At 64.9% G+C, this 24,744-nt stretch carries 15 protein-coding genes and 1 pseudogene; 8 read left to right on the plus strand and 8 right to left on the minus strand.

Going from position 1 to position 24,744, the window contains the following annotated elements:
* Positions 1–196: 196 nt before the first annotated feature.
* Both ACR9ZJ_RS12720 and gltB read right to left on the minus strand, forming a co-directional pair.
* Positions 197–1,642 carry an FAD-dependent oxidoreductase gene (locus ACR9ZJ_RS12720; RefSeq protein WP_481287954.1) on the minus strand — a complete coding sequence of 482 codons (1,446 nt, stop codon included), beginning with the start codon at positions 1,640–1,642 and terminating at the stop codon, positions 197–199.
* The gene (gltB, locus tag ACR9ZJ_RS12725) at positions 1,639–6,090 is read right to left on the minus strand and encodes a glutamate synthase large subunit (RefSeq protein WP_481287955.1); all 4,452 of its coding nucleotides are present in this window, start codon (positions 6,088–6,090) and stop codon (positions 1,639–1,641) included. The genes ACR9ZJ_RS12720 and gltB overlap by 4 nt, the downstream gene beginning before the upstream one ends.
* A 264-nt stretch (positions 6,091–6,354) precedes the next feature.
* Between gltB and ACR9ZJ_RS12730 the strand changes: the two genes are divergently transcribed.
* The 5 genes and pseudogenes from ACR9ZJ_RS12730 to ACR9ZJ_RS12750 form a co-directional block, all read left to right on the plus strand.
* The gene (locus ACR9ZJ_RS12730; RefSeq protein WP_481287956.1) at positions 6,355–7,527 is read left to right on the plus strand and encodes a murein hydrolase activator EnvC family protein; all 1,173 of its coding nucleotides are present in this window, start codon (positions 6,355–6,357) and stop codon (positions 7,525–7,527) included.
* Positions 7,528–7,541: 14 nt separating this feature from the next.
* Positions 7,542–8,897 carry a S41 family peptidase gene (locus tag ACR9ZJ_RS12735; RefSeq protein WP_481287957.1) on the plus strand — a complete coding sequence of 452 codons (1,356 nt, stop codon included), beginning with the start codon at positions 7,542–7,544 and terminating at the stop codon, positions 8,895–8,897.
* A gap of 149 nt (positions 8,898–9,046) precedes the next feature.
* Positions 9,047–9,517: a hypothetical protein gene (locus ACR9ZJ_RS12740; protein ID WP_481287958.1), complete on the plus strand. Its 471-nt coding sequence runs from the start codon at positions 9,047–9,049 to the stop codon at positions 9,515–9,517.
* Positions 9,518–9,601: 84 nt separating this feature from the next.
* A complete protein-coding gene (locus ACR9ZJ_RS12745) occupies positions 9,602–9,862 on the plus strand; it encodes a hypothetical protein (protein ID WP_481282409.1) in 261 nt (86 codons plus the stop codon).
* A 105-nt stretch (positions 9,863–9,967) separates the two neighbouring features.
* Positions 9,968–10,453: pseudogene (locus ACR9ZJ_RS12750) on the plus strand (Tc toxin subunit A); the annotation flags it as partial.
* A gap of 126 nt (positions 10,454–10,579) precedes the next feature.
* On the opposite strand, the gene ACR9ZJ_RS12755 reads toward ACR9ZJ_RS12750, so the two are convergent.
* Positions 10,580–10,909 carry a hypothetical protein gene (locus tag ACR9ZJ_RS12755; protein ID WP_481287963.1) on the minus strand — a complete coding sequence of 110 codons (330 nt, stop codon included), beginning with the start codon at positions 10,907–10,909 and terminating at the stop codon, positions 10,580–10,582.
* 99 nt (positions 10,910–11,008) lie between these two features.
* Between ACR9ZJ_RS12755 and ACR9ZJ_RS12760 the strand changes: the two genes are divergently transcribed.
* Positions 11,009–19,675: a Tc toxin subunit A-related protein gene (locus ACR9ZJ_RS12760; protein ID WP_481287962.1), complete on the plus strand. Its 8,667-nt coding sequence runs from the start codon at positions 11,009–11,011 to the stop codon at positions 19,673–19,675.
* A 19-nt stretch (positions 19,676–19,694) separates the two neighbouring features.
* Here ACR9ZJ_RS12760 and ACR9ZJ_RS12765 read toward each other — a convergent pair whose 3' ends face one another.
* From ACR9ZJ_RS12765 to ACR9ZJ_RS12785, 5 genes are all read right to left on the minus strand, one after another.
* Positions 19,695–20,324 (minus strand): hypothetical protein, encoded by a 630-nt coding sequence (locus ACR9ZJ_RS12765; RefSeq protein WP_481282407.1) that lies wholly within the window; start codon positions 20,322–20,324, stop codon positions 19,695–19,697.
* 4 nt (positions 20,325–20,328) lie between these two features.
* A complete protein-coding gene (gene tatC / locus ACR9ZJ_RS12770) occupies positions 20,329–21,087 on the minus strand; it encodes a twin-arginine translocase subunit TatC (protein ID WP_371022462.1) in 759 nt (252 codons plus the stop codon).
* A complete protein-coding gene (tatB, locus tag ACR9ZJ_RS12775) occupies positions 21,074–21,487 on the minus strand; it encodes a Sec-independent protein translocase protein TatB (protein WP_481287959.1) in 414 nt (137 codons plus the stop codon). Before tatB ends, tatC begins: the two co-directional genes overlap by 14 nt.
* A 13-nt stretch (positions 21,488–21,500) precedes the next feature.
* Positions 21,501–21,746 (minus strand): twin-arginine translocase TatA/TatE family subunit, encoded by a 246-nt coding sequence (gene tatA / locus ACR9ZJ_RS12780; RefSeq protein WP_426285775.1) that lies wholly within the window; start codon positions 21,744–21,746, stop codon positions 21,501–21,503.
* Between the two features lie 70 nt (positions 21,747–21,816).
* On the minus strand, positions 21,817–22,449 hold the full coding sequence (locus ACR9ZJ_RS12785; protein ID WP_448098976.1) for a lipid-binding SYLF domain-containing protein: 633 nt from the start codon (positions 22,447–22,449) through the stop codon (positions 21,817–21,819).
* A gap of 166 nt (positions 22,450–22,615) precedes the next feature.
* Between ACR9ZJ_RS12785 and hemH the strand changes: the two genes are divergently transcribed.
* Positions 22,616–23,737 carry a ferrochelatase gene (hemH, locus tag ACR9ZJ_RS12790; protein WP_481287960.1) on the plus strand — a complete coding sequence of 374 codons (1,122 nt, stop codon included), beginning with the start codon at positions 22,616–22,618 and terminating at the stop codon, positions 23,735–23,737.
* The gene (locus ACR9ZJ_RS12795) at positions 23,730–24,566 is read left to right on the plus strand and encodes an alpha/beta fold hydrolase (RefSeq protein WP_481287961.1); all 837 of its coding nucleotides are present in this window, start codon (positions 23,730–23,732) and stop codon (positions 24,564–24,566) included. The genes hemH and ACR9ZJ_RS12795 overlap by 8 nt, the downstream gene beginning before the upstream one ends.
* The last annotated feature ends 178 nt before the right edge of the window (positions 24,567–24,744 follow it).

Below are 24,744 nucleotides of genomic sequence, written 5' to 3' on the forward strand. Positions count from 1 at the left end.
AGCCGGCTCCCACAAGGTATTGCAGGGCATCAACCTCAGGAGCAAGAACCGAGACCCGTCTTTGTGGGAGCCGGCTATGCCGGCGATGGGTACTTGCCTCGGCCGGCCCGCTGCCGCGGGATCGCCGACAAGGTCGGCTCCCACCAGGGCTCGGAATTCCAGCCTTCAGGCCTCGCGGAAAGCGTTCGTTAGCGTTTCAGGGCGCGAGGCCCTGGGCCTTGGCCTCTGTCTTCTTCGCCGCCAGCATGCGGACGATCGAGGCGGCAGCTTCGCGGCCGTCGTAGACGGCGCGGACGACAAGGTCCGCACCGCGTACATTGTCGCCGCCGGCGAAGACGCGCGGGTTGCTCGTTTGCAGGGGCAGGCGACCTTCGCCGCCGGCGACGATGCGGCCGCTGCGATCGCGCTCGATACCGAAGGCGTCGCACCAGTCGGGCGGGCTCGGTTGGAAACCGAAGGCCTGGATCACCACGTCGGCGCGCAGGTCGGTCTCGCTGCCTTCGACATTGCGCGGGCGCGGACGTCCATCGCCATCGTCGACGAGCTGGGTCTCCACCACGCGCACGGCGCTCACCTTGCCTTCCTCGCCCACCAGCGCGATGGGCTGGCGCTGGAACAGGAAACGCACGCCTTCCTCGCGGCTATAGCCGACTTCCCGGCGCGACCCGGGCATGCTCGGCTCGTCGCGGCGGTACACGCAGGTGACTGACGCCGCGCCGAGGCGGATCGCCGTGCGGTTGCAGTCCATGCCGGTATCGCCACCGCCCAGCACCACCACGTGCTTGCCGGCAAGGTCGTATTCCGGCGCGGGCATCTCGTCGTGCAACAAGCGTTCGGTATTGGCGATGAGGAAGGGAAGCGCATCGTGCACACCCCGCAGGTCACGACCGTCGAGTTGGCCGTCCACGAAGGTATAAGCACCGGTGCCGACGAACACGGCGTCGTAGTCCGCGAGCAATTCGTCGAACTCGATATCGCGGCCGATCTCGACGCCGAGATGGAAACGCACGCCCATGCCTTCGAGCACCATGCGCCGCGTCCGGACCACCGACTTGTCGAGCTTGAACGGAGGAATGCCGAAGGTGAGAAGGCCGCCGATCTCGTGCTGGCGATCGAAGACGTCCGCACCGATACCGGCCAGGCGCAGGCGATCCGCACAGGCGAGCCCGGCGGGGCCCGCGCCGATGACGGCGACGCGCGCCCCGGTCTCGCGCACCCGGGAAAGATCGGGGCGCCAGCCCTGGCGGATGGCTTCGTCGGTGGCCCACCGCTCGACGCTGCCGATCGTCACCGCGCCGAAATCACCCTGCTCCAAGGTGCACGCGCCCTCGCACAAGCGATCCTGCGGGCACACGCGGCCGCAGATCTCCGGCAGGGGGTTGGTTTCATGCATCAGCGTGGCCGCTTCGAAAAGGCGGCCATCCTGCACCAGCTTCAGCCAGTTCGGGATGTAGTTGTGGACCGGGCAAGCATGCTCGCAATACGGGTTGCCACAATCGATGCAACGCTCCGACTGCGATGCGGCTTCCGTCGGTGCGAAGTCGCCGGAGATCTCGCCGTAGCCGAGCACGCGCACCGCGACCGGCACCGTGCGCGGCGTCTGCCGGGGTATTTCCAGGAAGCGGAAGTCCTTCGCGCTCATGCGGCACTCCGCAGTTCTTCGGCCAACGCATCGAGACTCGCCGCTTTGGGCTTCACCAGCCAGAAGCGCTGCAACAGCCCGCGGAAGTCGCCGAGCACGCGATGGCCCCAGGCACTGCCGGTGAGTTCGGCATGGCGGGCGATGAGTTGGCGCAGGTGCTGCATGTAATGTTCCATGCCTTCGTGCGAGATGCGCACGATGTCAACGAGTTCGTGGTTGTAGCAATCGACGAAGCTGCGTTCGAGATCGAGCACATAGGCGAAACCGCCGGTCATGCCCGCGCCGAAATTGAGGCCGGTGTGGCCGAGCACGGCCACCACGCCGCCGGTCATGTACTCGCAGCAGTGATCGCCCGCGCCTTCCACCACGGCCAGCGCGCCGGAGTTGCGCACGGCGAAACGTTCGCCGGCCTGGCCCGCGGCGAACAACTCGCCACCCGTCGCGCCGTACAGGCAGGTGTTGCCGATGATCGAGGCGTCCTGGCTGGCGAACGGCGAATCCGCGGGCGGACGGATGACCAGGCGGCCACCGGCCATGCCCTTGCCGACGCCATCGTTGGCTTCGCCGACCAGGTCGATGTGCACGCCACCCGCATTCCACGCGCCGAGGCTCTGCCCCGCCGAGCCCTCGAGGTGCAGGTTGACCGGCTTGTCGGCCATGCCGGCGTCGCCCCAGCGCCGAGCCACATCGCCCGACAGGCGTGCTCCGATGGCGCGATCCGTATTGACGATCGGGTAGCGGAACGTGCCGCCCAGGCGGTCAGCCACCGCCTGGCGGGTATCCGCGGTGATGCGATTGGCCAGCGACGCGGGGTCGCGCATCGGATTGCGCGCCAGCGTGCAGGCGAAATCGACCTGCTCGCCCAGCCCGTCTTCGGTGATCAGGGGTGCCAGGTCGAGGCGTTCCTGCACGGCGGTGACGCCGTCGCGCTGTTCCAGGCGGCCACTCTGTCCGACCAGCTCGCCAAGCGAGCGGACGCCAAGACGAGCGAGGTGGCGACGCACGTCTTCCGCGATGAAGCGGAAGTAGTTCATCACCATGTCGGGCAAGCCGAGGAAGTGCTTCTGGCGCAGCACCGGATGCTGGGTGGCCACGCCGGTGGCGCAGTTGTTCAGATGGCAGATGCGCAGGTATTTGCATCCCAGCGCCACCATGGGGCCGGTGCCGAAGCCGAAACTCTCGGCGCCCAGCATCGCCGCCTTGATCACGTCGAGACCGGTCTTCAGGCCGCCGTCGGTCTGCAAGCGTACGCGGCCGCGCAGGTCGTTGAGGCGCAGGGTCTGCTGCGTTTCCGCAAGACCCAGTTCCCACGGCGTACCCGCGTACTTGATCGAGGTGAGTGGGCTGGCGCCGGTGCCGCCATCGTGGCCGGACACGGTGATGAGATCCGCACCCGCCTTCACCACGCCGGCGGCGACGGTGCCGACGCCCGCGTGCGAGACCAGCTTCACCGACACCAGCGCCTGCGGGTTCACTTCCTTCAGGTCGTGGATCAGCTGGGCGAGGTCTTCGATGGAATAGATGTCGTGGTGCGGTGGCGGCGAAATGAGGCCGATACCCGGCTTGGCATAACGTAGCCGTGCGATCGTCGCGTCCACCTTGTGGCCGGGCAGCTGGCCACCCTCGCCCGGCTTGGCGCCCTGGGCGATCTTGATCTGCAACACTTCCGCATTCACGAGGTAGGCCGGCGTCACGCCGAAACGGCCCGACGCCACTTGCTTGATCTTCGACGCGCGATCGGTGCCGTAGCGCGAAGGGTCCTCGCCACCTTCACCCGAGTTGCTCCGCGCACCCAGGCGATTCATCGCGATGGCGAGCGCCTCGTGTGCCTCCGGCGACAACGCGCCGAGCGACATGCCGGCGGAATCGAAGCGCTTGAGGATGGCCTCCACCGGCTCGACCTCGTCGAGCGGGATCGGCGTGGCCTCGCGCGGCACGAGCAGGTCACGCAACGCCGACGGCGGACGGGCATCCACGTAGTGCGCGTATTTCTCGTAGTCCGACCATTCTCCCGTGCGCACCGCCACCTGCAGGCTGGCGATCACGTCGGGGTTGTACATATGGAACTCGCCGCCGTGCACGTACTTGAACAAGCCACCCGCGCGCAATGCCTGTGCCTCGTCCCACGCCTCGGCAGCGAGCAGGCGTTGCTCGTGTTCGAGGTCGGCGAAGGTGGAACCACCGATGCGCGATGGTGTACCAGGGAAGCAAAGCGACACCACGTCCGGCGCGAGGCCGACGATCTCGAACAATTGCGCGCCTCGGTAGCCCGCGACCGTCGAGATACCCATCTTGGACAGGATCTTCAACAGGCCCTTGCGGATGCCGCGACGATAATTACGGCCGATCTCGCGTGGCGCGCCCTCGCCGTTGCGGATGTGCCCGCTGCGGCCCATGTCGAACAGGCTCTGGTAGGCCAGCCACGGATAGATCGCCGTGGCGCCGAATCCGATCAGGCAGGCGAAGTGGTGCGGATCGCGCGGCGTGGCCGTCTCGACCATGATGTTGCACTGGCAACGCAGGCCCTTGTCAACCAGTCGCGCGTGCACCGCGCCCGTGGCGAGCAGCGAGTGGATCGGCAGCATGTCGCGGCGCGGGTAGCGATCACTGAGGAAGACGATCTTCACGCCACCGCGTACCGCCGCCTCGGCGTCATCGCAGATGCGAAGGAGGGCCTGCTCCAGCGTCTCGTCCGCGCCGTACATGAGGTCGAAGCGCGGCGTGTCGGCGTAGTCGGGATTGGCGAGGATCTGCCGCAGCTTGCGCTGCGAGAGGATCGGCGAGTTCAGCAGGATCTGCTTTGCGTTCTCGGGACCGAGGTCGAAGATGTTCCGTTCCTGTCCGATCTGCGTCACCAGCGACATGACCAGGCGCTCGCGCAGCGGATCGATCGGCGGATTGGTGACCTGGGCGAAGCCCTGGCGGAAGCGGTCGAAAAGCGGCCGTATCTGCCGCGAGAGCACCGCCATCGGCGTATCGTCGCCCATGGAACCGGTGGCCTCGGCCTCGGTTTCGGCCAGCACCTTCAACACCGACTCGCACTCTTCGCGCGAAAGGCCGTAGAGCTTCTGGTACCGCCGCAGTTCGTCCGCCGGCAGCGGCTCGGCGGCGAGGCTTGGATCGATGAGGTCGGATTCGAGATAGGTGACGCCATCGCGCAGCCAGTCGCGGAACGGTGCGCGGGCACGATTGATCGCGTCGATATCGGCATCGCGCAACAGGCGGTGCTCGCGGAAGTCCACGGCGATCATCTCGCCCGGGGCGAGACGGCCCTTGGCTACGACGCGCGAGGACGGCACATCCCAAAGACCCGCCTCCGAGGCGACGATGAGGTGGTTGTCGTCCGACAACGCCCAGCGCGCCGGGCGCAGCCCATTGCGATCGAGCGTGCAGGCGGCATAACGCCCATCGCACATCACCAGCCCGGCGGGGCCATCCCACGGCTCGCTGTGCAACGCGTAATACTCGTAGAACGCGGCGAGATCCTCGTCGATGTCCTCGCGCGCGCTGTACGCCGGCGGCACGAGCACGCGCATGGCGGTGAGCAGGTCCATGCCGCCCATCAGCAGGACTTCAAGGGCGTTGTCGAGGCTTTCGGAATCCGAACCGCTCTGCCGCACCAGGGGGCCGATGTCCGACAGGTCGACCCGTTCCGAACGCATCACCGACGTGCGCGCCTGCATCCAGCGGCGATTGGCGCGGATCGTGTTGATCTCGCCGTTATGCGCCAGGAACCGGAACGGCTGGGCGAGGCGCCACTGCGGCGAGGTATTGGTCGAAAAACGCTGGTGGAAGACCACCGCGTCGGCGACCAGCGCCGGATGCTTGAGATCCGGGTAGACGTCACGCAGGTGGCCAGGCGCGGCCATCGCCTTATAGGCGACCACCTCGCCCGAGAGCGACACCACATAGAACTGCTTGTCGTCGGCGAGTTTCAACTCGGCGCGCCGGCGTGCGCGGAACAAGGCGGCCTCGAACGCTTCCGGGGCGAGATCGCCCGGCGCGTCGACGAACACCTGGCGTACGCGCGGCATCGACGAGGCGGCCAGGGGGCCGCATGCCGCGGCATCGACGGCGACATCGCGCCATCCCGCCACGTGGAGATTCACCTCGCCCAGTTCGGCCTCGAGTACCCGCTCCGCCGAATCGTCCCCGTTGGGATCGAGGAAGACGACGCCGCTGGCGAAGTGCGTGGCCAGGGAAATGCCCGCTTCGCCCGCCAGCGCGCGCAGCCATTCCACCGGCCGCCGGATAAGCACGCCGCAACCGTCGCCGCTGACACCGTCGGCGTTCACGCCACCGCGATGGGAAAGCTTGGCCAGGGCGGAAAACGCGGTATCGACCAGGGCCGCGCTCGCGTGGCCGTCTATCTGCGCGACGATACCGAAGCCGCAGCTGTCGTGTTCGAACGCCTCGTCGTAGAGGCGCGGAATGCCTTGCTTCACCATCCGCCTCCTCGTGGCTGTTGGTTGTGCTGGGTATGGCGCGCATCGGGCCCCGCGACCTGGAACGGCCGCCCTTCACGTGCGCGCTAAGGACATGCGTCCCACTTTAGTCACAATTGCCGCGCTGCGTCAAAGCATTCGGACGTCCAAACGGAATAAGAACGGAAAACTTACGGGGTGGCCATGAGACCAGTTCCTGGAAACGGCGCCCGGAGCCGAGGGCGGGCCATACCAGCCAGTCGCCGCGGGATAGGTAATAATCCTCCGATGCGCCCAGTCCCCAGCCTGCCTTTCACCCTCGTCTTCGCCCTCGCCATGCTCGCCCCCCTCCCGCCGGCCCATGCCGAGCAGGACGCCAAGGCACGGGCCCAGCAGGAGGAGGCCCGGCAGAAGCTCGAAGGGGTGCGCAAGGATATCGACGCGCTCACCCGCGAGCAGCGGGAGACGGCCAACGCCCGCGACAGCGCCAATGCCGCGCTGGCCCGGCAGGCCGAGCAGGTCTCCGCGGCGGCCAAGGCCGTCCGTGCCACGGAGGCCGAGCTGGAACAGCGCCGGCACGACCTGGAGCAGCTGAACCAGCAGCGGGCCGGCATCCAGGAAGGCCTGGACAAACAGAAGGGCGCGCTCGGGGATCTCCTTCGTGCCACCTATACCCTGGGCCGGGGCTCGGACCTCCAGTTGCTCCTGGGCGACGAGGACGTCAACCGGATCTCGCGCGCCCTCGCCTACTCCCGCTATTTCCAGGAGAACCGCGTGGAGCGCATCCGCGGGCTGCTCGCGGATCTTTCCCGGCTGCAGGAGGTCGAAGCCGCCATCACGGCCGAGCAACAGAAGCTCGAGGCCGCCCGTGCCGAGCGCGAGAAGCGTGCCGGCGAACTGGAAAAGCAGCGGACCGAACAGCAGAAACTCGTGGCCGAAGCGGATTCGAAATACAAGGACCAGGCGCAGCGCATGGCCGCCCTGAAACAGAACGAGCAGGACATGAACGCACTCGTCGCCAGGCTGCAGAAGGTGATCGACGAGGCCGCCAAGGCCGCCGAACCCGCGCCGGCACCGAAGGGTGCGCCGGCCAGCGCCCCCATGGGCAACCTGCGCGGCAACCTGCCCTGGCCGGCCAACGGTCCCGTGCACGCCTACGGCAACGGCGTGATCATCGTCGCCCCCCGCGGCAGCGAGGTGAAGGCCGTCGCGCGCGGTCGCGTGGTGTTCGCCAGCTTCCTGCGCGGCTACGGCATGATGATCATCGTGAACCACGGCAATGGATTCATGAGCATGTACGGCAATAACGAAACGCTGCTGCACGGCGTGGGTGACACGGTGGAGGCCGGCGAAGCCGTCGGAACCGCCGCGGCGCCCGCCGGTGACAACGGCGCCTACTTCGAGCTGCGCCAGGGTGGCAAGCCCATCGATGCGCGCGGCTGGCTCGGCAAACGGCATTGACCCCGGAGAAAGGCATGCGTCAGCACCCCCTTCGCCTCGCCCTCGCGCTGGCACTCGGCGCCGTCGTGGCGATTCCCGCCGTCCAGGCGCAACAGAAGCCGATCAAGCAGCCGGACGCGCCCGCCGCGTCCTCGACCAGCGCGGCGGCCGTCGTCGAGAAAGCCGACGAGGCGGTCAGCCTGGACGATGTCCGCAATTTCACGCGGGTTTACCACATCGTCCAGCAGGCCTACGTCGAGAAACTCGACAACAAGACCATCATGAACGCCGCCATCAGCGGCATGCTGCAGAACCTCGATCCGCATAGCGAATACCTCGACAAGGAAGGCCTCGACGAACTGGACGAGGACACCACGGGCCAGTACGGCGGCCTCGGTATCGAGGTCTTGCAGGTGGACGGCATGCTGAAGATCGTCTCGCCGATCGACGACACCCCCGCCTCGCGCGCGGGGATCAAACCCGGCGACACCATCCTGAAGGTCGATGGCATGGTGGTCGACAGCCAGAACATCGACGAGGCATTCAAGAAACTGCGCGGCGACCCCGGCAGCAAGATCACCCTCACCATTCTTCACGAGAAGTCCGACAAGCCAATCGACCTGCCGCTGGTGCGCGAGCGCATCAACGTCACCAGCGTGAAGGTGCGCCAGCTCGATCCGGGTTACGTGTACATCCGCCTGAGCCAGTTCCAGGAGGATACGGCCTCCGACCTGGACAAGAAGCTGTCCGACTTCATCAAGAAGAACGGTGCGCCGAGGGGCGCGGTGCTCGACCTGCGCTCGAATCCCGGCGGCCTGCTGACCACCGCCGTCGGCGTCGCGGATGCCTTCCTCGATTCCGGCACCATCGTCACCACCAAGGGACGCCTCCCCGACGCCAACCTGCACTTCGATGCGCATCCGGGTGACCTGCTCAAGGGCGCGCCCATGGTGATCCTCGCCGACAACGGCACCGCCTCGGCCGCGGAGATCGTCTCAGGCGCCCTGAAGGACAACCATCGCGCACTGATCATGGGCAGGCGCACCTTCGGCAAGGGCGTGGTGCAGACCGTGCTGCCCCTCGACCAGGATCACGCGGTGAAGATCACCACCGCGCGCTACTACACGCCGAACGGCACGTCGATCCAGGCCGAAGGCATCAAGCCGGATATCGCCCTGGCCGACCTCGCCGTGAACAAGGCCGATACGCCACCGCAACTGATCGGCTCGGAAGCGGACCTTCCGAACCACCTCGTCAACGAGAAGGCCGCCGCCGATGACAAGAACACGACGGACGACGACGGCAAGCTGGCCATCGAGGATTACGCGTTGTCGCAGGCACTGAACGTGCTCAAGGGCATGGCGCTGAATCGGCAGGCATCCGGCAAGTAACGCGGGGAGCCTGGTTTCGGCGTCACGCCTACGCCGGAGGGCGTATGGCCGGGCTGCGTCGAGCGGACGAGGATGGTGCAGAGGCTGCACCCGCATCCGTGACTGGACGAGGAAGATGTGGGGCGCGATGGCCGGCACAAGGAGGTCATATGTTCGCTGCACTCGAATTCGATCATGCGTTGTTCAAGCCACAGGTCAGATGGATCGTGGTGGAGTGTTCCGGTATCGGCCGCAAATGCGGCGGGCCGGTCGCCTTTCCACCGCGGCGGGATCGCGCGTACTTCGTTTCGGAAACGACCGCGCATGCGGACGCGGACGCCTATGCCGCCTTCAAGAATCGCCAGGCATGCGCTGCGCTGAATGCGGCCGAAGAGTCCATCGTGTCGCAAGCGAAGGCGGGCACGCATCCCCGGCGGCATCTGGCGTATGCCTGGGACCACTTATTGATGGCCGACTTGCCACTGTCATGGGCGGTGCTGGAATGGTCGGGTGATGACAGTCACGATGGGCCGCGCAACGACACCGCCTACTTCACGCATACGCCTGAAGCGGAAATGGATGCCAAGGTCTTCGCCTTTCTCCGTGACGAAAGCGTCCAATGGTCCGCCTACAACCAATGACATATGGCGAAGGCCTATGCGAAGCGGAATGCTGCGTGAGGAAACCGGCATGAGCCGTTTCCATCATTCAAGGAGGAACGCGCCATGAGCAAGCCGACCAAGAAAGAGGTCCTGGATGTCATTCTCGTCGAAGCAAGGAACAAACAAGGCACCGAAGCGCAGGCATGCGTTGAGTTGACCGCTTCGACGGAAATCGAACCACTGATCGTTGTAAAGGGCAGCCTCGTCAATGACGTGGCGAAAACGCTTGCGGCCAAGTACGCCGTGACGTTCCCGAAGGATCTGGGAACCTTGGGCACGATCGATGGTGCCGCCGCGTATATCGTCGACAACGCGGACGCATAACCCGGCCGAGGGCGGGCGTCGGTTCGACGCTCGACGACGCCTGCCCGAATCCCAAGGGTCGATCGACGAGAAAGTCACCCGGTTTTCCGTGCGAAAGGATTCGCCATGTCTCAGTCGTTGGAAAATACGCCGTCACTGGCAAACACCTTCACCGCCGACTATCCGAGCCTGTTCGGCGACCAGGGTATCGACCGCTGCCCGGACGAGGCACTCGAAAGCAGCTTCGGTCCGTTCGCGTATGCGGAATCGCTGATCGGCATCGTACGCAGGTTGGAAACGGCGGTCGGCACCCCGCCGGTCAAGCCCCTGGCGTATCGACGCCCGGACATTCCCGGATTGATCCTCGACGAACCCGCCTTGAACCGGCGGGTTCCACGATTGAGTCTTGTCATCGAATGCCTCGAGGCCATGGTGGAGTCCACACACTCCGGCGACGAGAAAGCCGCGGCCGTGTTGACCGCCGCGACCTCGCCGGCCAACCTGCCCTTCGATCGTGCCTGGGCCCTGGTCATCCAGGTGCTACGAAGCAAACGCCAGCATCCCTGGCAACTGCTGCGCCAGACAGACGAGGACTATCCCAATTTCTCCCATCGCACGGTCGTCAACACGTCGATGCGCAACGCGTTGACGCTTTGTACGGGCCTGGCACCTGCGCAGCTGCGGGCGCTGCAGACCACCCCGGCAGCCGACGACAGCGCTCTATGGTCACGCCTTGGACTACCCGCCGGCAGCACGGTCGAGAGCCTGGCCGATTCGGCGGCTTTCCTTCGTGCGACCCGCCTGAACCGCAAACGCTTGCGGCAATTGCTGGCGGTCAACGGCGTGGCTCCGAAAGACGATGGCGGTACCTACTCTTCCGTGACCGTCAGTGCAGCGGGAAAACCCGGTGGCCTGGCCGATAGCAGCGCTTTCGGCGCGCGCTTCGTCAACGATGGCCAATCGCCCGCGCTGCGGCTCGTCGCCGGGGGTGCGACGAACAAGACCACACGCATCGACAACTTGAGTACGGGCCACCTCCAGCGCATCGACACCATGCTTCGCCTTCATGCAGGCATGGGCCTACCGTTCGCAGCCATCGACCGGCTTCTCCAGGCCATTTTCGCCGCCCAGGACAGCGATGAGGATTTTCAGGTCGATGTCCATGTCTTGCGCGCCCTCGGCCTGTACTGCCATTTGCGCGACAGCCGGCAGGTAAGCCTGGAAGCCTATGCGGCCGTTATCGACGAGATATCTCCCTACGCGACCGGACGCGACACCCCCTACTACGACAAGCTCTTCCACGCCGGCGCCGGCGGCAGCGATCTCGCCGGCACCGGTGCGCCACTCACCATGGATGACGGAGCGTTCGCGATAGATGGCGGCGACGTGACGGGGCGACAGCTGTGTGCCGGCCTGGGAATCGGCGCGGACACGCTATCCGTCCTGCTTGAATGGACCATCGAGGCGCAGGAACTCACGGCGCCTTCCCGAAACCTGGCGCTGGTCTCCGCATGTCATCGCCTGGCCGTACTGCCCCGCTGGCTGGGGCATGACGAGAAGGATGGCCTGGCCTTGCTGCGCCTTTATGCAAAGACGCATCCCGACCTTTTCGATCAGCTCGCCGGCGTACCGACGCTCGGCAAGGTCGACGCCACGCCGGCATCCGGCGACACGGCCACGGATGAGCCCGACATCGTCGATGCGATCGTCACGCTCATGAATTTCTCGGACTGGCTGCATCGGCACCGCCTGGACGCCAGGTCGATAGGAAACCTGCTCGGCGCAAGCACTCTCACGCGAGGCGACCTCGCCCGTCTCATTCCGAACTTATCCGCCCGGACACAAACCGTCACCGATGGCCGCCTGCGTGACGCCTTCCTGGAAATGCCCTTCGCGATCGATGCCGAGCGCGTTCCGACCCGGGTATTGTCGCCGCTCATCGAACGTACCGGCATCTTCAAGGACAGCGTGTTCGAACTGGACCAGGCCGCGCTGGACACGCGGATAGGGAGCGCGCTCGATGCAGTGAAGGACACGACCGCGGGCAACCTCGTAACGACCGCCGCCAAGCTGGCGCGGACGAAAGCCCGTATCGGCCAGCGCCTTCGCGAGCTACTCGACGGTCAGCGTGCCCTCGCGGAGCAGATCCTCGCGGCGCTGATCCCGGAGATCACCGACCCCGACACGCGCGCGAGCCTTGGCAAATGGGCCGGTGCCACGCCGGCATCGATCCTGGCCCTGGTCGACGGCGCCGCTTCGACCGGCAGCGAAACCATTCCCTGGCTGGGTGCATTACGCCAGCGATCGCAGCTGGTTTCCCAACTGGCTATCGATGCGTCCACCCTGGAGGCAATGCGCGCCCATCGCGAGTGGTTCGACCTCGACGAAGGCGACATTCGGAACCCTGGGCTGATCGTCGTTCATCGCCTTGCCGAGTGGAACAAGACGGTACGTGACGTGGCGGCCCGCTCCGCCATCGAGCCCGAGAAGGCAGGCAAAGATCTACTCGCCTACCTGGGCACGGCCGGCGACAACGCACAGGGTGATCCGGCCACGCGCCTTGCCGGATTGCTAGGCGTGGACAAGACCGTCGTGACATCCGTCGCCGCCCGGATCTCGCCACGCCCACAAGGTGACTCCCTGACGACTGCGAGCCACATCGCCTGGCTGCTGCGCTTGCAAGCACTGGCCGACCGGACGGCCATATCGATCGAGGCCATGCTCGCTCTCGGCCAGCTGGAACCTCAAAGCAGTCCGGCAGACATCGAAGCCGCCGCACAACTGCTGCTCGCCACCTGCCAGCCGTCCGAACGCGATCTCATCGTGGGCACGCACAATGAAGCATGGCGCGATGCCATGGTCTCCTGGTTGCTTATCCATTCGACGGATATCGACGGCCGGAAATTCGCCGATCGCAACGAACTTTCGGCCTGGCTCCTCACCGATCTCGAAGTCGGCGCCGAACCCGAGACCACGCGCCTGGCTGCCGCCCTGGACAGCCTCCAGCTCTATATCCATCGTTTGCTCAGCGGCCTGGAAAGGCATCTGAACCCGAATGCGGACATCAAGGAGGAACGACGCCAATGGAGCGCCTTTCGTTCCCGTTACGTCGACTGGCGACAATACAGGGAACGACGGGAATACCCTGAAAACCACATCCATCCCGCTCGCCGCCAACGCAAGACCAGCGCCTTCCTCGACCTGGAAACACAACTGGCGCAGGGACAGGCCCGACCCGCCGATATCGACACGACCCTGCTCAGGTACCTCGCGGATTTCGAGCGAACCAGCAATATCCAGGTGATCTCCGCTTATCACGACGGCGTCGATCCTGTCCGGGACGAACTCCACCTGGTTGGCCGAAGCAATATCGAACCTCATGAATACTTCTGGCAGTCCGCCCGGATGGATGTCGAAGCAGCGGACGGCCGCACCGGCATGCTCGCCTGGAGTGGCTGGAAGAAGATCGACCTGCCGGTCAACGGCGAACTGGCACGAACGAAGATTCCCCAACCGATCACATCCGCCGACACCCTGTCCACCACGTTGACGGCCGATATTTCGGCGGCGAAAGCCGCACGGACGAAAGCCACGGAACTACGCGAAGCCGCCAAGACGGCCGCCGATCCTGCAGCTGCCCAAAAGGCCGCCATGGAAGCCGAAGCAGCCGCCGTCAGCGCGGAAAAGACGGCCCGTGCCACGAGGGTTGCGCTGGCGGTGGCCCGTGACGACGAAGACGACTCGCGAAAAGCCATCGAGACCGTCCGGCCACTGACTATCGACGGTCGCAAGTATCTCGTCTGGGTCGAACGCGACACCTCGGCCATCGTCTTCGACACCGAGACCGCCGCCAGCACGTACTACGCCATGCGCGTGTGCTACAGCTATCTCGATACCAATGGCAACTGGAGCGCCTCGAACACCCTGATCAGCCTCGATGGCTACGGCGCCGACGGCACGCGCCGCAGACCGGCCAATGACGAGGAACGCGACAAGCTGTTCAAGCGCAGCTACATGCCCGGACTCATCGTCATGGAGAACCGCAAGGGCCAGCGGGAAACCGAGCCCTATCTGGTCACGATGCTGTTCGACAGCCAGCGCGAGCCAAAAGCCGGCGAAGCCATGACATGGGTTGCGGAAAAGGATTACTTCCTCGCCGTCCGCGACTTGCTGCTGATCGACGAGAAGCGCCTGGATGGCACGAGCAAGGGCGACACCCTGGAGAAGCGGCTCGTCGAAAACTGGTTCAACCTCTACCGCGACCCGCGCGTGGTGCAGCACCCGTATATCGGTGCGAAGTATGGATTGAAAGCTTCAGACGAGAAGCCGACCGTGAAGATAGACGATGCGAAGCTTGCCGGACTGCGCAAGAAATTCGTGATGATCACGCCGGAGAAGGTCGACGTACATGCGGAACTAACGCGTGATGGAAGCGAAATCCAGGTCACCGGAAGCTTCGATAGCGAATGGCGGTCTAGCACGGTGACTCAACGGGAAATCAAGTCCGTCGATGATATTGACAGTGTTGTCATCGACCATACCATCGATGTTCACTCAGCAATTCGTACATATAATGGCTTCTACCGCGACGATGGGACTATTGTCGCTTTTAAGCTACAGGCCCTCGTGAACGCCGACTCATGGAGCTCCAGTAAAATTATTTTCAAAAGCATCGAAATTACGTCGAACAACCTGGGCAGACTGACATACCTTAAAGATATTGACGGAAAAAAATTCAGCAATGCGAACGAAGCTGCGATTCTTCTGCTCGAACACATAGTCCAGGGACTCGACTTCCGCGCCAAGTCCCTTTCAATAGATGCGACTCTCGGTCATCTATTGAGAAGCAAGGGCTCATTGAAACAAATTGGGAATTATTCAGTGTTGGATGATCCAGTTTCCCATTCCCGTAGCACATTCGAACCCTCAATCGCCGACATCCGCGTTGTTCTACAAGCGAAGCCAATCCAAACTAATCAGGAACACACGATCACCATACCGGTAAAGGCCGAACTCGTCCGGGTCGCAAACGCAAAGTCATCTGGAGTGGCTACAACCGACGCAACACTTCTGGCCGACCTGAAGTCCAGTGATGGCGAAGGACCGCAAGCGTTGCAAACCCTCCATGCGCTTGCGACATCCGAGACTGATCGTGCCGCCTTGACGGCATGGCTGCCGGTACTGGCCGACACCTGGCGCATCCCCGCGCAGGACTATTACCAGGCACTCCGCAACGAAGGCCTGGAGTACGGTGTCACCGATGGGAGCGCCTTGTCAGGATCCTTGCCCTTCCTGCAAGCCATGCAGGCGACGAGCCGGACATCCCTGCGCAAAGCTCTCGTTCGATTGGTGGCCGGCACGCTCGGTGGCACGCTCCAGGATGACGCACGAGCCAAACTTCCCGACGACGTGCGCACGGCAATCGTTCTTTTCGCGGCACGTGAAAACACCCGCTATCGCGATCTTCTCGGGCGGCTGGCGAAACTTGTCGCGGGCACCAACACCGATGTGGTGATCAAGACGGAAACACTGGACGCCTTCACTCGGGGCACCAAACGTATCGTCGCGCGTACCCCCGTCGATGCCGACGAGACCGACTACACCTTCCGCCTGATCCTAAAGACCACGGCCGATCCGGTGGCCGACGCGGACGGCGAGTACCACGAATGGATACGCATCACCGCGCCCTACACGCTCACGAATATCACCGAAGCGAACACACAACTGCCGGATGATCGCGTGCCGACGGTGCGTCTCCGTCGAAACAGCGCACAAGCGCAATACCTCGACCTGGACGAATCCAGCCTGCCGCCGATCCGCCTGAATACCTTGTTCGGCAAACAGCTGGTCGCCCGGGCGACACGCTCCGTGGACGCCGTGCTGTCGATCGATGCGCAGACGCTGCCCGAGCCCGCCCTGCGTACCGGAGGCAGCGGCGGCTTCGTGGATTTTCGCGGTGCCAATGGCCTGCATTTCTGGGAACTGTTCTTCCACCTGCCCTGGCTGGTGGCCTGGAGCCTGTGTGAAAAGGCCCATTACGCCGAAGCCTGGCGCTGGTGCAGTCGCTACCTGTTCGACCCCTATCGCGGGCGCACCACTGAAACGACGGCACCCATACCGTTCTGGAATTGCCTGCCCTTGGTTTACCCCCTCGATGGGGCCAGGAATACCGGCGAAGCCCCGGAGCTGGCTGGCTACGAGAACGCCGTCCATTTCCGCAAGGCGATCCATGCGTTCCTGGTCGACGTGTGGCGCATGGAAGGTGACGAACAGTTCCGCCGGATGACTATCGACAGCCTGCGTGAAGCCAATCTCTGTTACCAGAAGTCACTGCAGCTTATCGGCTCGCTCCAGGAACCCGCCGAGGCACGGCCGTGGACGCCGACCACGCTAGGTTCCCGCAGCGCGTCGTTCGTTCAACCGGTCAACCGCGCACTGCGCGACCGCCGCTCGTTGTTGCTGGCGCGCCTCGACAACCTGCGCCACGGGCGGACGATCGACGGCGTGCGCATCCCGTACCTGGGTTATGGCGACGAGGACGTGGAGAGCGGATGGGGCGGCGGTCGGCGTGGGTCGACAAGCAGCTCGCGCATGTTGTCCCTCAGCACCATGCCCGCGTATCGCTTCCGCGAGGTGATGGTCATGGCCCTTGCCGCGGTGGAGCGACTGACCGACCTCGGTCGTTACCTGTTCCGCATCTACGAACACGAAGCGGATAACGCTCTGGACGTCGAACGGCAAAGGAACCTGCTGGCATTGGCCGATTTCGACATTTCGCTGCGGCGGAAGGCCGTCGAGACGGCGAGACGCGAACGCAATTCGCTGCAATTGACCCAGGAGGCCATCAAGAGTCGTATCCAATACTATGACGGACAACTCATGGCTCCCCGCAGCGGCCTGGAGATTGCCGGGTCGGTCATGGCCACTGCTGGCGTGCTGACGCAGTACGCACGCTATATACCTATCGCCGTTGGCGGTGGATTGAAGGTCGTTCCGAACATATTTGGATTCGCCGTGGGCGGCCAATCGGTCTGGGGGCCCGTCGAAGCGCTCGACAAGGCACTCGACGTCACTTCCGAAGGCTCCCGGTTGCTGGCGGAAGACCTGCGTGCGGAGGCCAGCTATGAACGGCGCAACGAAGAGTGGGCATACAACAAGTCGCAGGCTGAACATGACCTCCGCATCCTCACCTCCCAGCTCGACGAACAGATATCGCGCGCGGAATCGGCGACCATCGAACTGAACGAGGCGATCAAGCGGCGCGATCACCTGCGCGGCGAATTCGAGGTGCAGACCACCGGGTTTGCCATCGCTTCCACCTACACCTGGATGCTGGGTCGCCTTGGCGAGTTGTTCGCTTCCTCCTACCAGTCCGTGCTCGCCCTGTGCCTGGATGCTCAAGCCAGTTACCGCTACGAGACCGGCGACTTCGATAGCCGGCACGTGCGCCTGGATGCATGGGAGGGTCCGAGGCGCGGCATGTTCGCTGGCGAAGCACTGCAGAACGACTTGCATGCGTTGCAAGGGGCTTACCTGCGTCGCCGCGTGCGCCGCCTGCAGATACACAAGACGATATCGCTGCGAAGCTTGCTGGCTGGCGAGTTCGAGAGTCAGCTGAACACGGGAAAGTTACATTTTTCCCTCGACCCGAACGTCTTCGACGCCGATTTTCCCGGCCATTACCTGCGGCAGATACGACATCTCGCCGTTGTCCTGGTGCCCAAGACGAATGCCGCGATCCTGCATGCCGACACGGAAATACGCGCCGTGCTCACGCAGTCGTCCAATACATTGCTGTTTCGTCCGGATCCGGAGGGGGCGGAGTACCTCTACAACCCGGACAAGGGCAACATGGAAGCCATCGTGCGCGACCTGCGAGGCGACCAGCAGATGGTGCTCTCGCACGCATCGCCGCGTTCGCACGCCGATCCGATGGAAACCATCATGCTACGTGCCGAACATGCCGACGGCCGATACGGCACCTTCGAAGGCACCGGAGCGATTTCGTCCTGGACGCTTGTTTTTCCTGGCGAGAGAAATGACTCCCGACTCATGCGGAACGAGATCAAGGATATAGAGATCCACCTCGACTACTCCTCGGCCTGGGGTGGCACCGAGTTCAAGGAAAAGGTGGAGGGCTTGCTCACGTCGGTCCCCGCCACGAGTACGGAACGCGAGTCCTCCAGGACGGGGCTTCTTTCCCGCCCCTCGGTTGTCGAAGTGCGCGGGCGCAACGCACTCGATCGCCGCGACATCGCCGCCGGGGCAACGATCGTCTTGTCGGCATGGCCCGGCATTAAAGAAGGTCAGCGCGTATGGCTGCGCTGTGAAGGAGTAAGGGCCGATGGCTCCGTGAGCAAACGGGGCATGTTTCCGTCGTCACGGACGGTGACATCCACCGAAGCCACTGAAGGACTCCGTGTTCCGCTGCCATTCGGCTATGTCGATGACCTGGGCGACTATGGCCAGCTGCACATCATCTTCAAGGCCGCGCTGGACGGTGGTACCGACGAATCCAGCGCGGTAGCCTTCCCGGCTCTCACCCTCGATGTCCCAAGATGCGTGACGCTCTCCGTAAAACCCGCGGCGACGAACGATGAGTGGGTCTTGCACACGTCGACGGCCGCACCGTCGATTCCGACCGCGGCAGGCTACCTGACCCTGTCAGCGGATGAAGGACCGACCACCCTGGTGTACGACTCGGCCTCACCGAGCTTCTTGCAGGCTACCGTCGCGGATTCCAACGGAGTGGAACGTGCGGTCAAGTTGCGCGCCAGGCGCCTTCCGGAGGGCAGCAGGAGTTACGGGATCAACACCTACTGCGCGGAAGTGGGCCGGCCGTTCAACACTTATTTCCGCATTCAGTACCTGTCATCGGACAATCCGGATATCCCTGCCGGGACATACAAGGGACAGCTGGTTCTCCAGTTGGCGGGAAAGGACGTACCGAGGGTGATCGAGTCGATCTTTATCGACATCGACATTCCGGTACCGACATCTCAGCCCGCGCGTGGATCCACCGACGTAGGACTATCGCCCGCACCCACGCCGAGACTCGAAGAAGCGCGGAAGCTCATCGAGAAGTTCTATCGCACATGGGAGGATATCGACAAGCAATCGGGTAGCGATCTGGCGAAAGCGCGCCCCCTCGCCGATGCGGCCTTGAATGACTCGATGGTCTTCTCCCCGAGTGAGGACGCGACGGTGTTCTGTCGACCCGCGCCTGTCGTGACCGGCACCACATACCTCGACCTGGAACAGCCAGTCGTGATGGTCCGGGGCTCGGAGGTACCGCCGGGAGGGGCGGTAGGCCGAGGGTTCGAGGATCGATTCGTCCTGACTCGCACGCCACTCGTCGTGTTCAAAGCCCTCCGTCTTTTCACGACCCCTCGTCCCGCGTGGAAGGTACCGGCACCACCAACCATCGAAGGCGATACGGGCACGAGGTTGGATCTGTCGCATCGGCTCGTGCAATTTATCGATGAGTTGTATGGAACGCTTAGCATCAATATCGGCGACTCGCGTTCTTTCAACGCATTTTGCCATTTCAATCCCCTGTTGAACGGCAGGAGCAGCGATGGCTTGTTCAACGCCGCCCGTGAGGCATTCCGGGGGGTGGTCGCCTTCAGCGCCTGGGAATGGGCCAGGGTGCGATGGATTCCGGACAGGAGTGCGCCCGTTGAAATAGAGACCAGGCTCACCACGATGCGATCAGGGGCGGCCACGCCCGGTATCATCCAGGACAAGTTGTCCCTGAAGGTTAACGATGTGGATGGCGGGGGCTATGCCCTGGTCGTGACGGAGTGGAATTCCACGATCCCCTCGGACGACTGAGGGGATCGGACACCGCGATTCACCAGAACTTCCACCACGGCCGCGAGGCCTTCGCCACCGCCTTGCGCACCTTGCGTGGAAGATCGGGGTCGGCGGGCGCGGTGGCCGTGGCCTCGGCCACGACCCAGCCTTCGCACGCCGTCGCTCCATAAGCCGACGCGGGCAGGTCGGCGTGGAAGGTGGTGACGCTCTGCGCAAGCTCGATCGGCAGGGAATAGTAGTGGTCCACGTCGTCGCCTTCCGCGTCGGCCGCGTCCTGCAGGCCTTCGATGCGCGCATGGATAGCGTCGAACGCCGCCGGAAGGCTACCGCTCGTGGAGAGGTCGCGCGTGTCGTCCTGTTGCCCATCGTGTTCGGCACGCCAGCTGCGGATACCGTTGATGTAGCAGGTGGCGGAACTCACCATCACGTCGTCGTCGTATTCGCAGGTGACCAGCACGCAGCCGCGCGACAACCGGCGCATGTCGTCCTCGGCGATCAGCGGCGCGGCGAAGCGGGTGACCACGACGAACCAGCCGTTCGGCAGCGCGATGGAGAATCCGCGCCGTGGCTGGGCCGCCGTCTGGCCATTCGGCACGAGGTCGAGCGCCGCGCGAACCTCGTCACCGCCCTTGCCCTTGACCGCGAGCCAGCCGATCGAGGCACCCATGGCGTCAGTCCTGGACGGGTGGCTTGAGGAGGAAGCGCACCGCCAGCAAGCCCAGTTCGTAGAGCAGGCACATGGGAACGGCGAGCATCACCATCGACAGCAGGTCGGGCGGCGTGATGAACGCCGCGATGGCGAACGCACCCACGATGGCGTAGCCGCGCCCCTTGCTGAGCTTCTCGGCATCGACGACGCCGATCGCGGCGAGGATCACCACGGCCACGGGCACTTCGAAGCAGAGGCCGAAGGCGAAGAACATCAACATCACGAAATCGAGGTAATGCGTGATGTCCGTCATCATCGCGACGCCTTCGGGCGTGACCGCGTTGAGGAACTTGAACGCCGCCGGCAACACCACGAAATACGCGAATGCGCAGCCGGAGTAGAACAGCACCAGCGAGGCGACCAGCAACGGCCGGGCCAGGCGCTTCTCGTGCCGGTACAGGCCCGGACTGACGAAGGACCACAGCTGATAGAGGATCATCGGCATGCTGATGAACAGCGCCACGAAAAAGGCGAGCTTCAGCGGCGTGACGAACGGACTGGCCACTTCGGTGGCGATCAGGTGCGCGCCTTGCGGCATGCGCTCGACCAGGGGCTTGGCCAGCTCCGCATACAGATGGTTCGCCACCGGCACGAGGGCCAGCAAAACCAGCAACAGCACGACGATCGCCTTCAGCAACCGCGTGCGCAGTTCCATCAGGTGGGAGAACAGGCCCTCTTCGACCACGTCGTCGGGCGACGGATCGGGCTCACGTGCGGTCATGCTGCTCGTTCCCGGACGGCGCCGGCTCGTCGCGCTTCAATGGAAGCATGTCGACCGCGGGGTCGGGTTCGCCGGCCGCGGCACGCGCCGTCTGTGTTTCCGTGAGGGTGTCACGCACGCGCTCGCCGGTGCCGCGGATCTCGGCGCTGGCGGCGTGGATGTCCTGGCGCACGCTGTCATGCGCCGCGCGGGCGTTGTCGGCGGTCTCGCGCAAGGTGCGCTTGATCTCCTCGGCCTGGATTTCCCGTTCGACCTCGGCGCGCACGCTGTCCCAGCCGTTGCGCATGCGGCGCAACAGGGCGCCGGCGGTGCGAGCCGCATGGGGCAGGCGTTCAGGGCCGAGGACGATGAGGGCGACCACCGCGAGAAGCAGCAGCTTGCCTAGACTGATGTCGATCATGGCGGCGCCAGGATCACTGACCGCGGTCGCGCGGCTCGCTCGTCTCGCTGTGGACCGGCGGCACCTGGGTCGACGCCGGCGGATCGGCGCGCAGCTTTTCCTCGCGCTCGCGGGCCGCCTTGGCCTCTTCGTCGCCGTCCAGGCCCTTCTTGAAGTCGCGCATGGCGCCGCCCAGGTCCGAGCCGATATTGCGGAGCTTCTTCGTACCGAAGATCAGCACGACGACGAGCAGCAGGAGGACGATATGGGTAATGCTCATGGAAACCTCGAGGGCGCCCTCATCGGCGCCGGTGGGACGGGCCGGCGCCCAGGGGGGCGCCGGTGGACGATCAGCGGTTAGTGTACTCCTCCAGTTTATCCCTGAATTCCACCACCTCGCTTGGAACATTCGTCACACCGCCTTCAAAAATGCGGCGGGCGGTGATCCCGGGGCCGTAGATTTCCTCGTTTGAGTCGTCGTCGATGCTGATCCGGGCGCCGTCCAGCGCGATGCCGGCGAAGAGGCCCTTGGCACGGGAATACGTGTAGATCTCGGCCTTCATCTGGCCATCGGTGGCCGCCGTGGCCGAGCGGCCCACCGGGCCGGCCGCGGCCGACGCGTTGGCGCCCATCGTGAATTTGCCGTCGATGATGCTGTCCACGCCACGGTCGGTGCGGAAGACGAGGATCACGTCGGTGGACTGGATGCCCGCCTGGAAGCCCACCCCGGCGGCGGCGGTGGAGATGAAATTCGGGTTCGACCAGGTGCCGTCCCGGGTCTTGATCGAGATCAGGCCCTCGCCCTTGGCGCCGGAAAAGACGAAACCGCCCTTGACCATGCCGGGGATCACGGCGATGGCGCGCGCGTTCTTCAGAAGGTCGGCCGGCAGGGACTTGTCAGGAGCGTCGTCGATCATCTCCGAGAGCACCCGCACCGCTTCCCTGGCCTGGGTACGCGGCGGGTCCGCCGCCTGCGCCGCCATGGACGGGAGCAGGGTGAGAAGTCCGAGGGCGAGCAGACGGGACAGGCGTGGGGACATCGGGTGGCTCCTTTCTGGCGCGGGAAGGCATCGGCTGCGGCAATGCGAGCAAGCCCCGCCGCGCCGCCGTATGGCAGACTGCGGCGATCCCCGCGAGCGCCGGACGCCGATGCCAGGTACGCCAAACTATACCGGCCTTGCCGGCCATTCCCACGACACCCTGCCCCAGGCGGCGGTGCTGCTGGTTAATCTCGGTACACCTGACGCGCCCACGGCAGCCGCCGTCCGCCCCTACCTCGCCCAGTTCCTCGGCGATCCGCGCGTCATCGAGTATCCGCGATTGCTTTGGCTGGCGATCCTGCATGGCGTAATCCTGCGTGTGCGGCCCAAGCGTTCGGCGCACGCTTACGCACGCATCTGGACGGCGGAAGGTTCGCCCCTGCGCGTGGGCAGCGAGGCCCTCGCCGCCGCGCTCCAGGCCGAATTGTCCGAACGCGCCCCTGGCCCCGTCCGGGTGGCGCTGGCGATGCGCTACGGCAAGCCCGACGTCGCGAGCACCATCGCCGCCTTGCAGCGCGAGGGCGTCCGCCGCCTGCTGGTGCTTCCGCTGTATCCGCAGTACTCGGCCACGTCCACGGGAAGCGTGTTCGACGCGGTCGCCGACACCGTAAAGGGACTGCGCTGGCCTCCGGAACTTCGCCAGGTCAACGACTACCACGGCGAGGCCACCTACATCGCCGCGCTGGCCGATAGCGTCCGCGCGCACTGGGCCGCCAACGGCCGGGGCGAGAAGCTGGTGATGAGTTTCCACGGCATTCCCGAGCGGTACCTGCGCGCCGGGGACCCGTACTTCTGCCAGTGCCACGCGACGGCGCGCCTGCTTCGCGAAGCCCTGGGCCTTTCCGAGGACGAGGCGCCGATCAGCTTCCAGTCGCGGGTGGGGCGCGAGCGCTGGCTGCATCCCTACACGGATGAGACGGTCAAGGCCCTCGGCGCGCGCGGCATCAAGCGGATCGACGTGATCAGCCCCGGCTTCGCCGTGGATTGCCTGGAGACACTCGAGGAAATCGCCATGCAGAACGCGGATTTCTTCCGCGAGGCCGGCGGCGACACGCTGAGCTATATCCCCTGTCTCAATGCCACGCCGGCACACGTGCAGGCCTTGACCGGCCTTGTCCTTCGGCATGGCCAGGGCTGGCCCGAGTTCTCGCCCGGCTACGATGGCGCGGCCGCCGTGGCGCACCTGGCCGCCGCCCGGGAACGTGCCCGCCGGATCGATGGCGATGCGTGAGCTGAAGGTGTCGATACCGGGGCTGGAACTGGCCGCCCTGAGCTGGGGCGAGCCGGATGCGCAGCCGCTGGTGATGCTGCATGGCTGGCTCGACAACGCCGCCAGCTTCGCGTTGCTGGCCCCGCACCTGGCGGAGCGCTTCCACGTGATCGCGCTCGACCTGCCTGGGCACGGTGGCTCGCGGCATTTTCCCGAAAACATGATCTACCAGCACGTCGATTACGCCCGCACCGTACTGGCCGCCGTCGATGCCCTCGCCCTGCCCCGCTTCCACCTGCTCGGGCATTCGCTCGGTGCCGGCGTGGCGACCCTGGTGGCTATCGCGGCACCGGAACGCATCCGCGGGCTCGCCCTCATCGAAGGCCTGGGGCCGCTGGGCGACGATGGTTCGCGCACGCTCGACCGCTTCCGCGAAGCGATGGCGGTGAAGGCCGAAGGCAGCCGTCCGCTGCGCGTGTTTCCTTCCATCGACGACGCCGCGCGTGCCCGCGCCCTGGCGAGTGGACTCGACGCGTCCCTCGCACGGCACATCGTCGAACGCGGACTTCGGGAGGTCGAAGGCGGTTACAGCTGGCGCAGCGACCCGCGCCTGTCCCGGCCCACGCCGATCCGCCTGGCGGAGACGCAGGTCATGGCCTTGCTGCTGGGTCTCGCGGCGCCGACGTCACTGTTGCTCGCCCGCCCGAATGCGCCCTATCTCGAACCCGAGGCGATGCAGGTGCGCATCGACTGCGTGGCGGACATCGAGGTCACCCACATGGATGGCGGCCACCACCTGCATCTCGAACGCCCTGCCGACGTGGCAGGCTGGCTGCACACAGCGCTCTAGTACGGCCTTGCGAAGGTAACTTCAGGTGGTGGGAGCCCAACCAATAGGCGGAGGGTGGTTTACGGAAACAGGCCCCCAGCCCCCGGGAAGCCCCCCTATTAGGGGACCAACCATTTGGCCGAAACAGAATAACAACCCCCCGGAAACCCCCAAACCCCCCGCCCACCCACCCATGCAC

This window comes from Luteibacter sp. KNZ12-1A, assembly GCF_056755675.1.

Bases quoted from the DNA above. Each gene is read 5' to 3' on its own strand.
- tatB (WP_481287959.1), bottom strand. From the start codon at position 21,487: ATGATCGACATCAGTCTAGGCAAGCTGCTGCTTCTCGCGGTGGTCGCC.
- ACR9ZJ_RS12730 (WP_481287956.1), top strand. From the start codon at position 6,355: ATGCGCCCAGTCCCCAGCCTGCCTTTCACCCTCGTCTTCGCCCTCGCC.
- gltB (WP_481287955.1), bottom strand. From the start codon at position 6,090: ATGGTGAAGCAAGGCATTCCGCGCCTCTACGACGAGGCGTTCGAACAC.
- tatC (WP_371022462.1), bottom strand. From the start codon at position 21,087: ATGACCGCACGTGAGCCCGATCCGTCGCCCGACGACGTGGTCGAAGAG.
- ACR9ZJ_RS12785 (WP_448098976.1), bottom strand. From the start codon at position 22,449: ATGGCGGCGCAGGCGGCGGACCCGCCGCGTACCCAGGCCAGGGAAGCG.
- ACR9ZJ_RS12795 (WP_481287961.1), top strand. From the start codon at position 23,730: ATGCGTGAGCTGAAGGTGTCGATACCGGGGCTGGAACTGGCCGCCCTG.
- ACR9ZJ_RS12720 (WP_481287954.1), bottom strand. From the start codon at position 1,642: ATGAGCGCGAAGGACTTCCGCTTCCTGGAAATACCCCGGCAGACGCCG.
- tatA (WP_426285775.1), bottom strand. From the start codon at position 21,746: ATGAGCATTACCCATATCGTCCTCCTGCTGCTCGTCGTCGTGCTGATC.
- ACR9ZJ_RS12740 (WP_481287958.1), top strand. From the start codon at position 9,047: ATGTTCGCTGCACTCGAATTCGATCATGCGTTGTTCAAGCCACAGGTC.
- ACR9ZJ_RS12765 (WP_481282407.1), bottom strand. From the start codon at position 20,324: ATGGGTGCCTCGATCGGCTGGCTCGCGGTCAAGGGCAAGGGCGGTGAC.
- ACR9ZJ_RS12735 (WP_481287957.1), top strand. From the start codon at position 7,542: ATGCGTCAGCACCCCCTTCGCCTCGCCCTCGCGCTGGCACTCGGCGCC.
- hemH (WP_481287960.1), top strand. From the start codon at position 22,616: ATGCCAGGTACGCCAAACTATACCGGCCTTGCCGGCCATTCCCACGAC.
- ACR9ZJ_RS12755 (WP_481287963.1), bottom strand. From the start codon at position 10,909: ATGAAGGCGAAGCATGGTGTCGATGCGCTGGAGGTGGCCCGTACTCAA.
- ACR9ZJ_RS12745 (WP_481282409.1), top strand. From the start codon at position 9,602: ATGAGCAAGCCGACCAAGAAAGAGGTCCTGGATGTCATTCTCGTCGAA.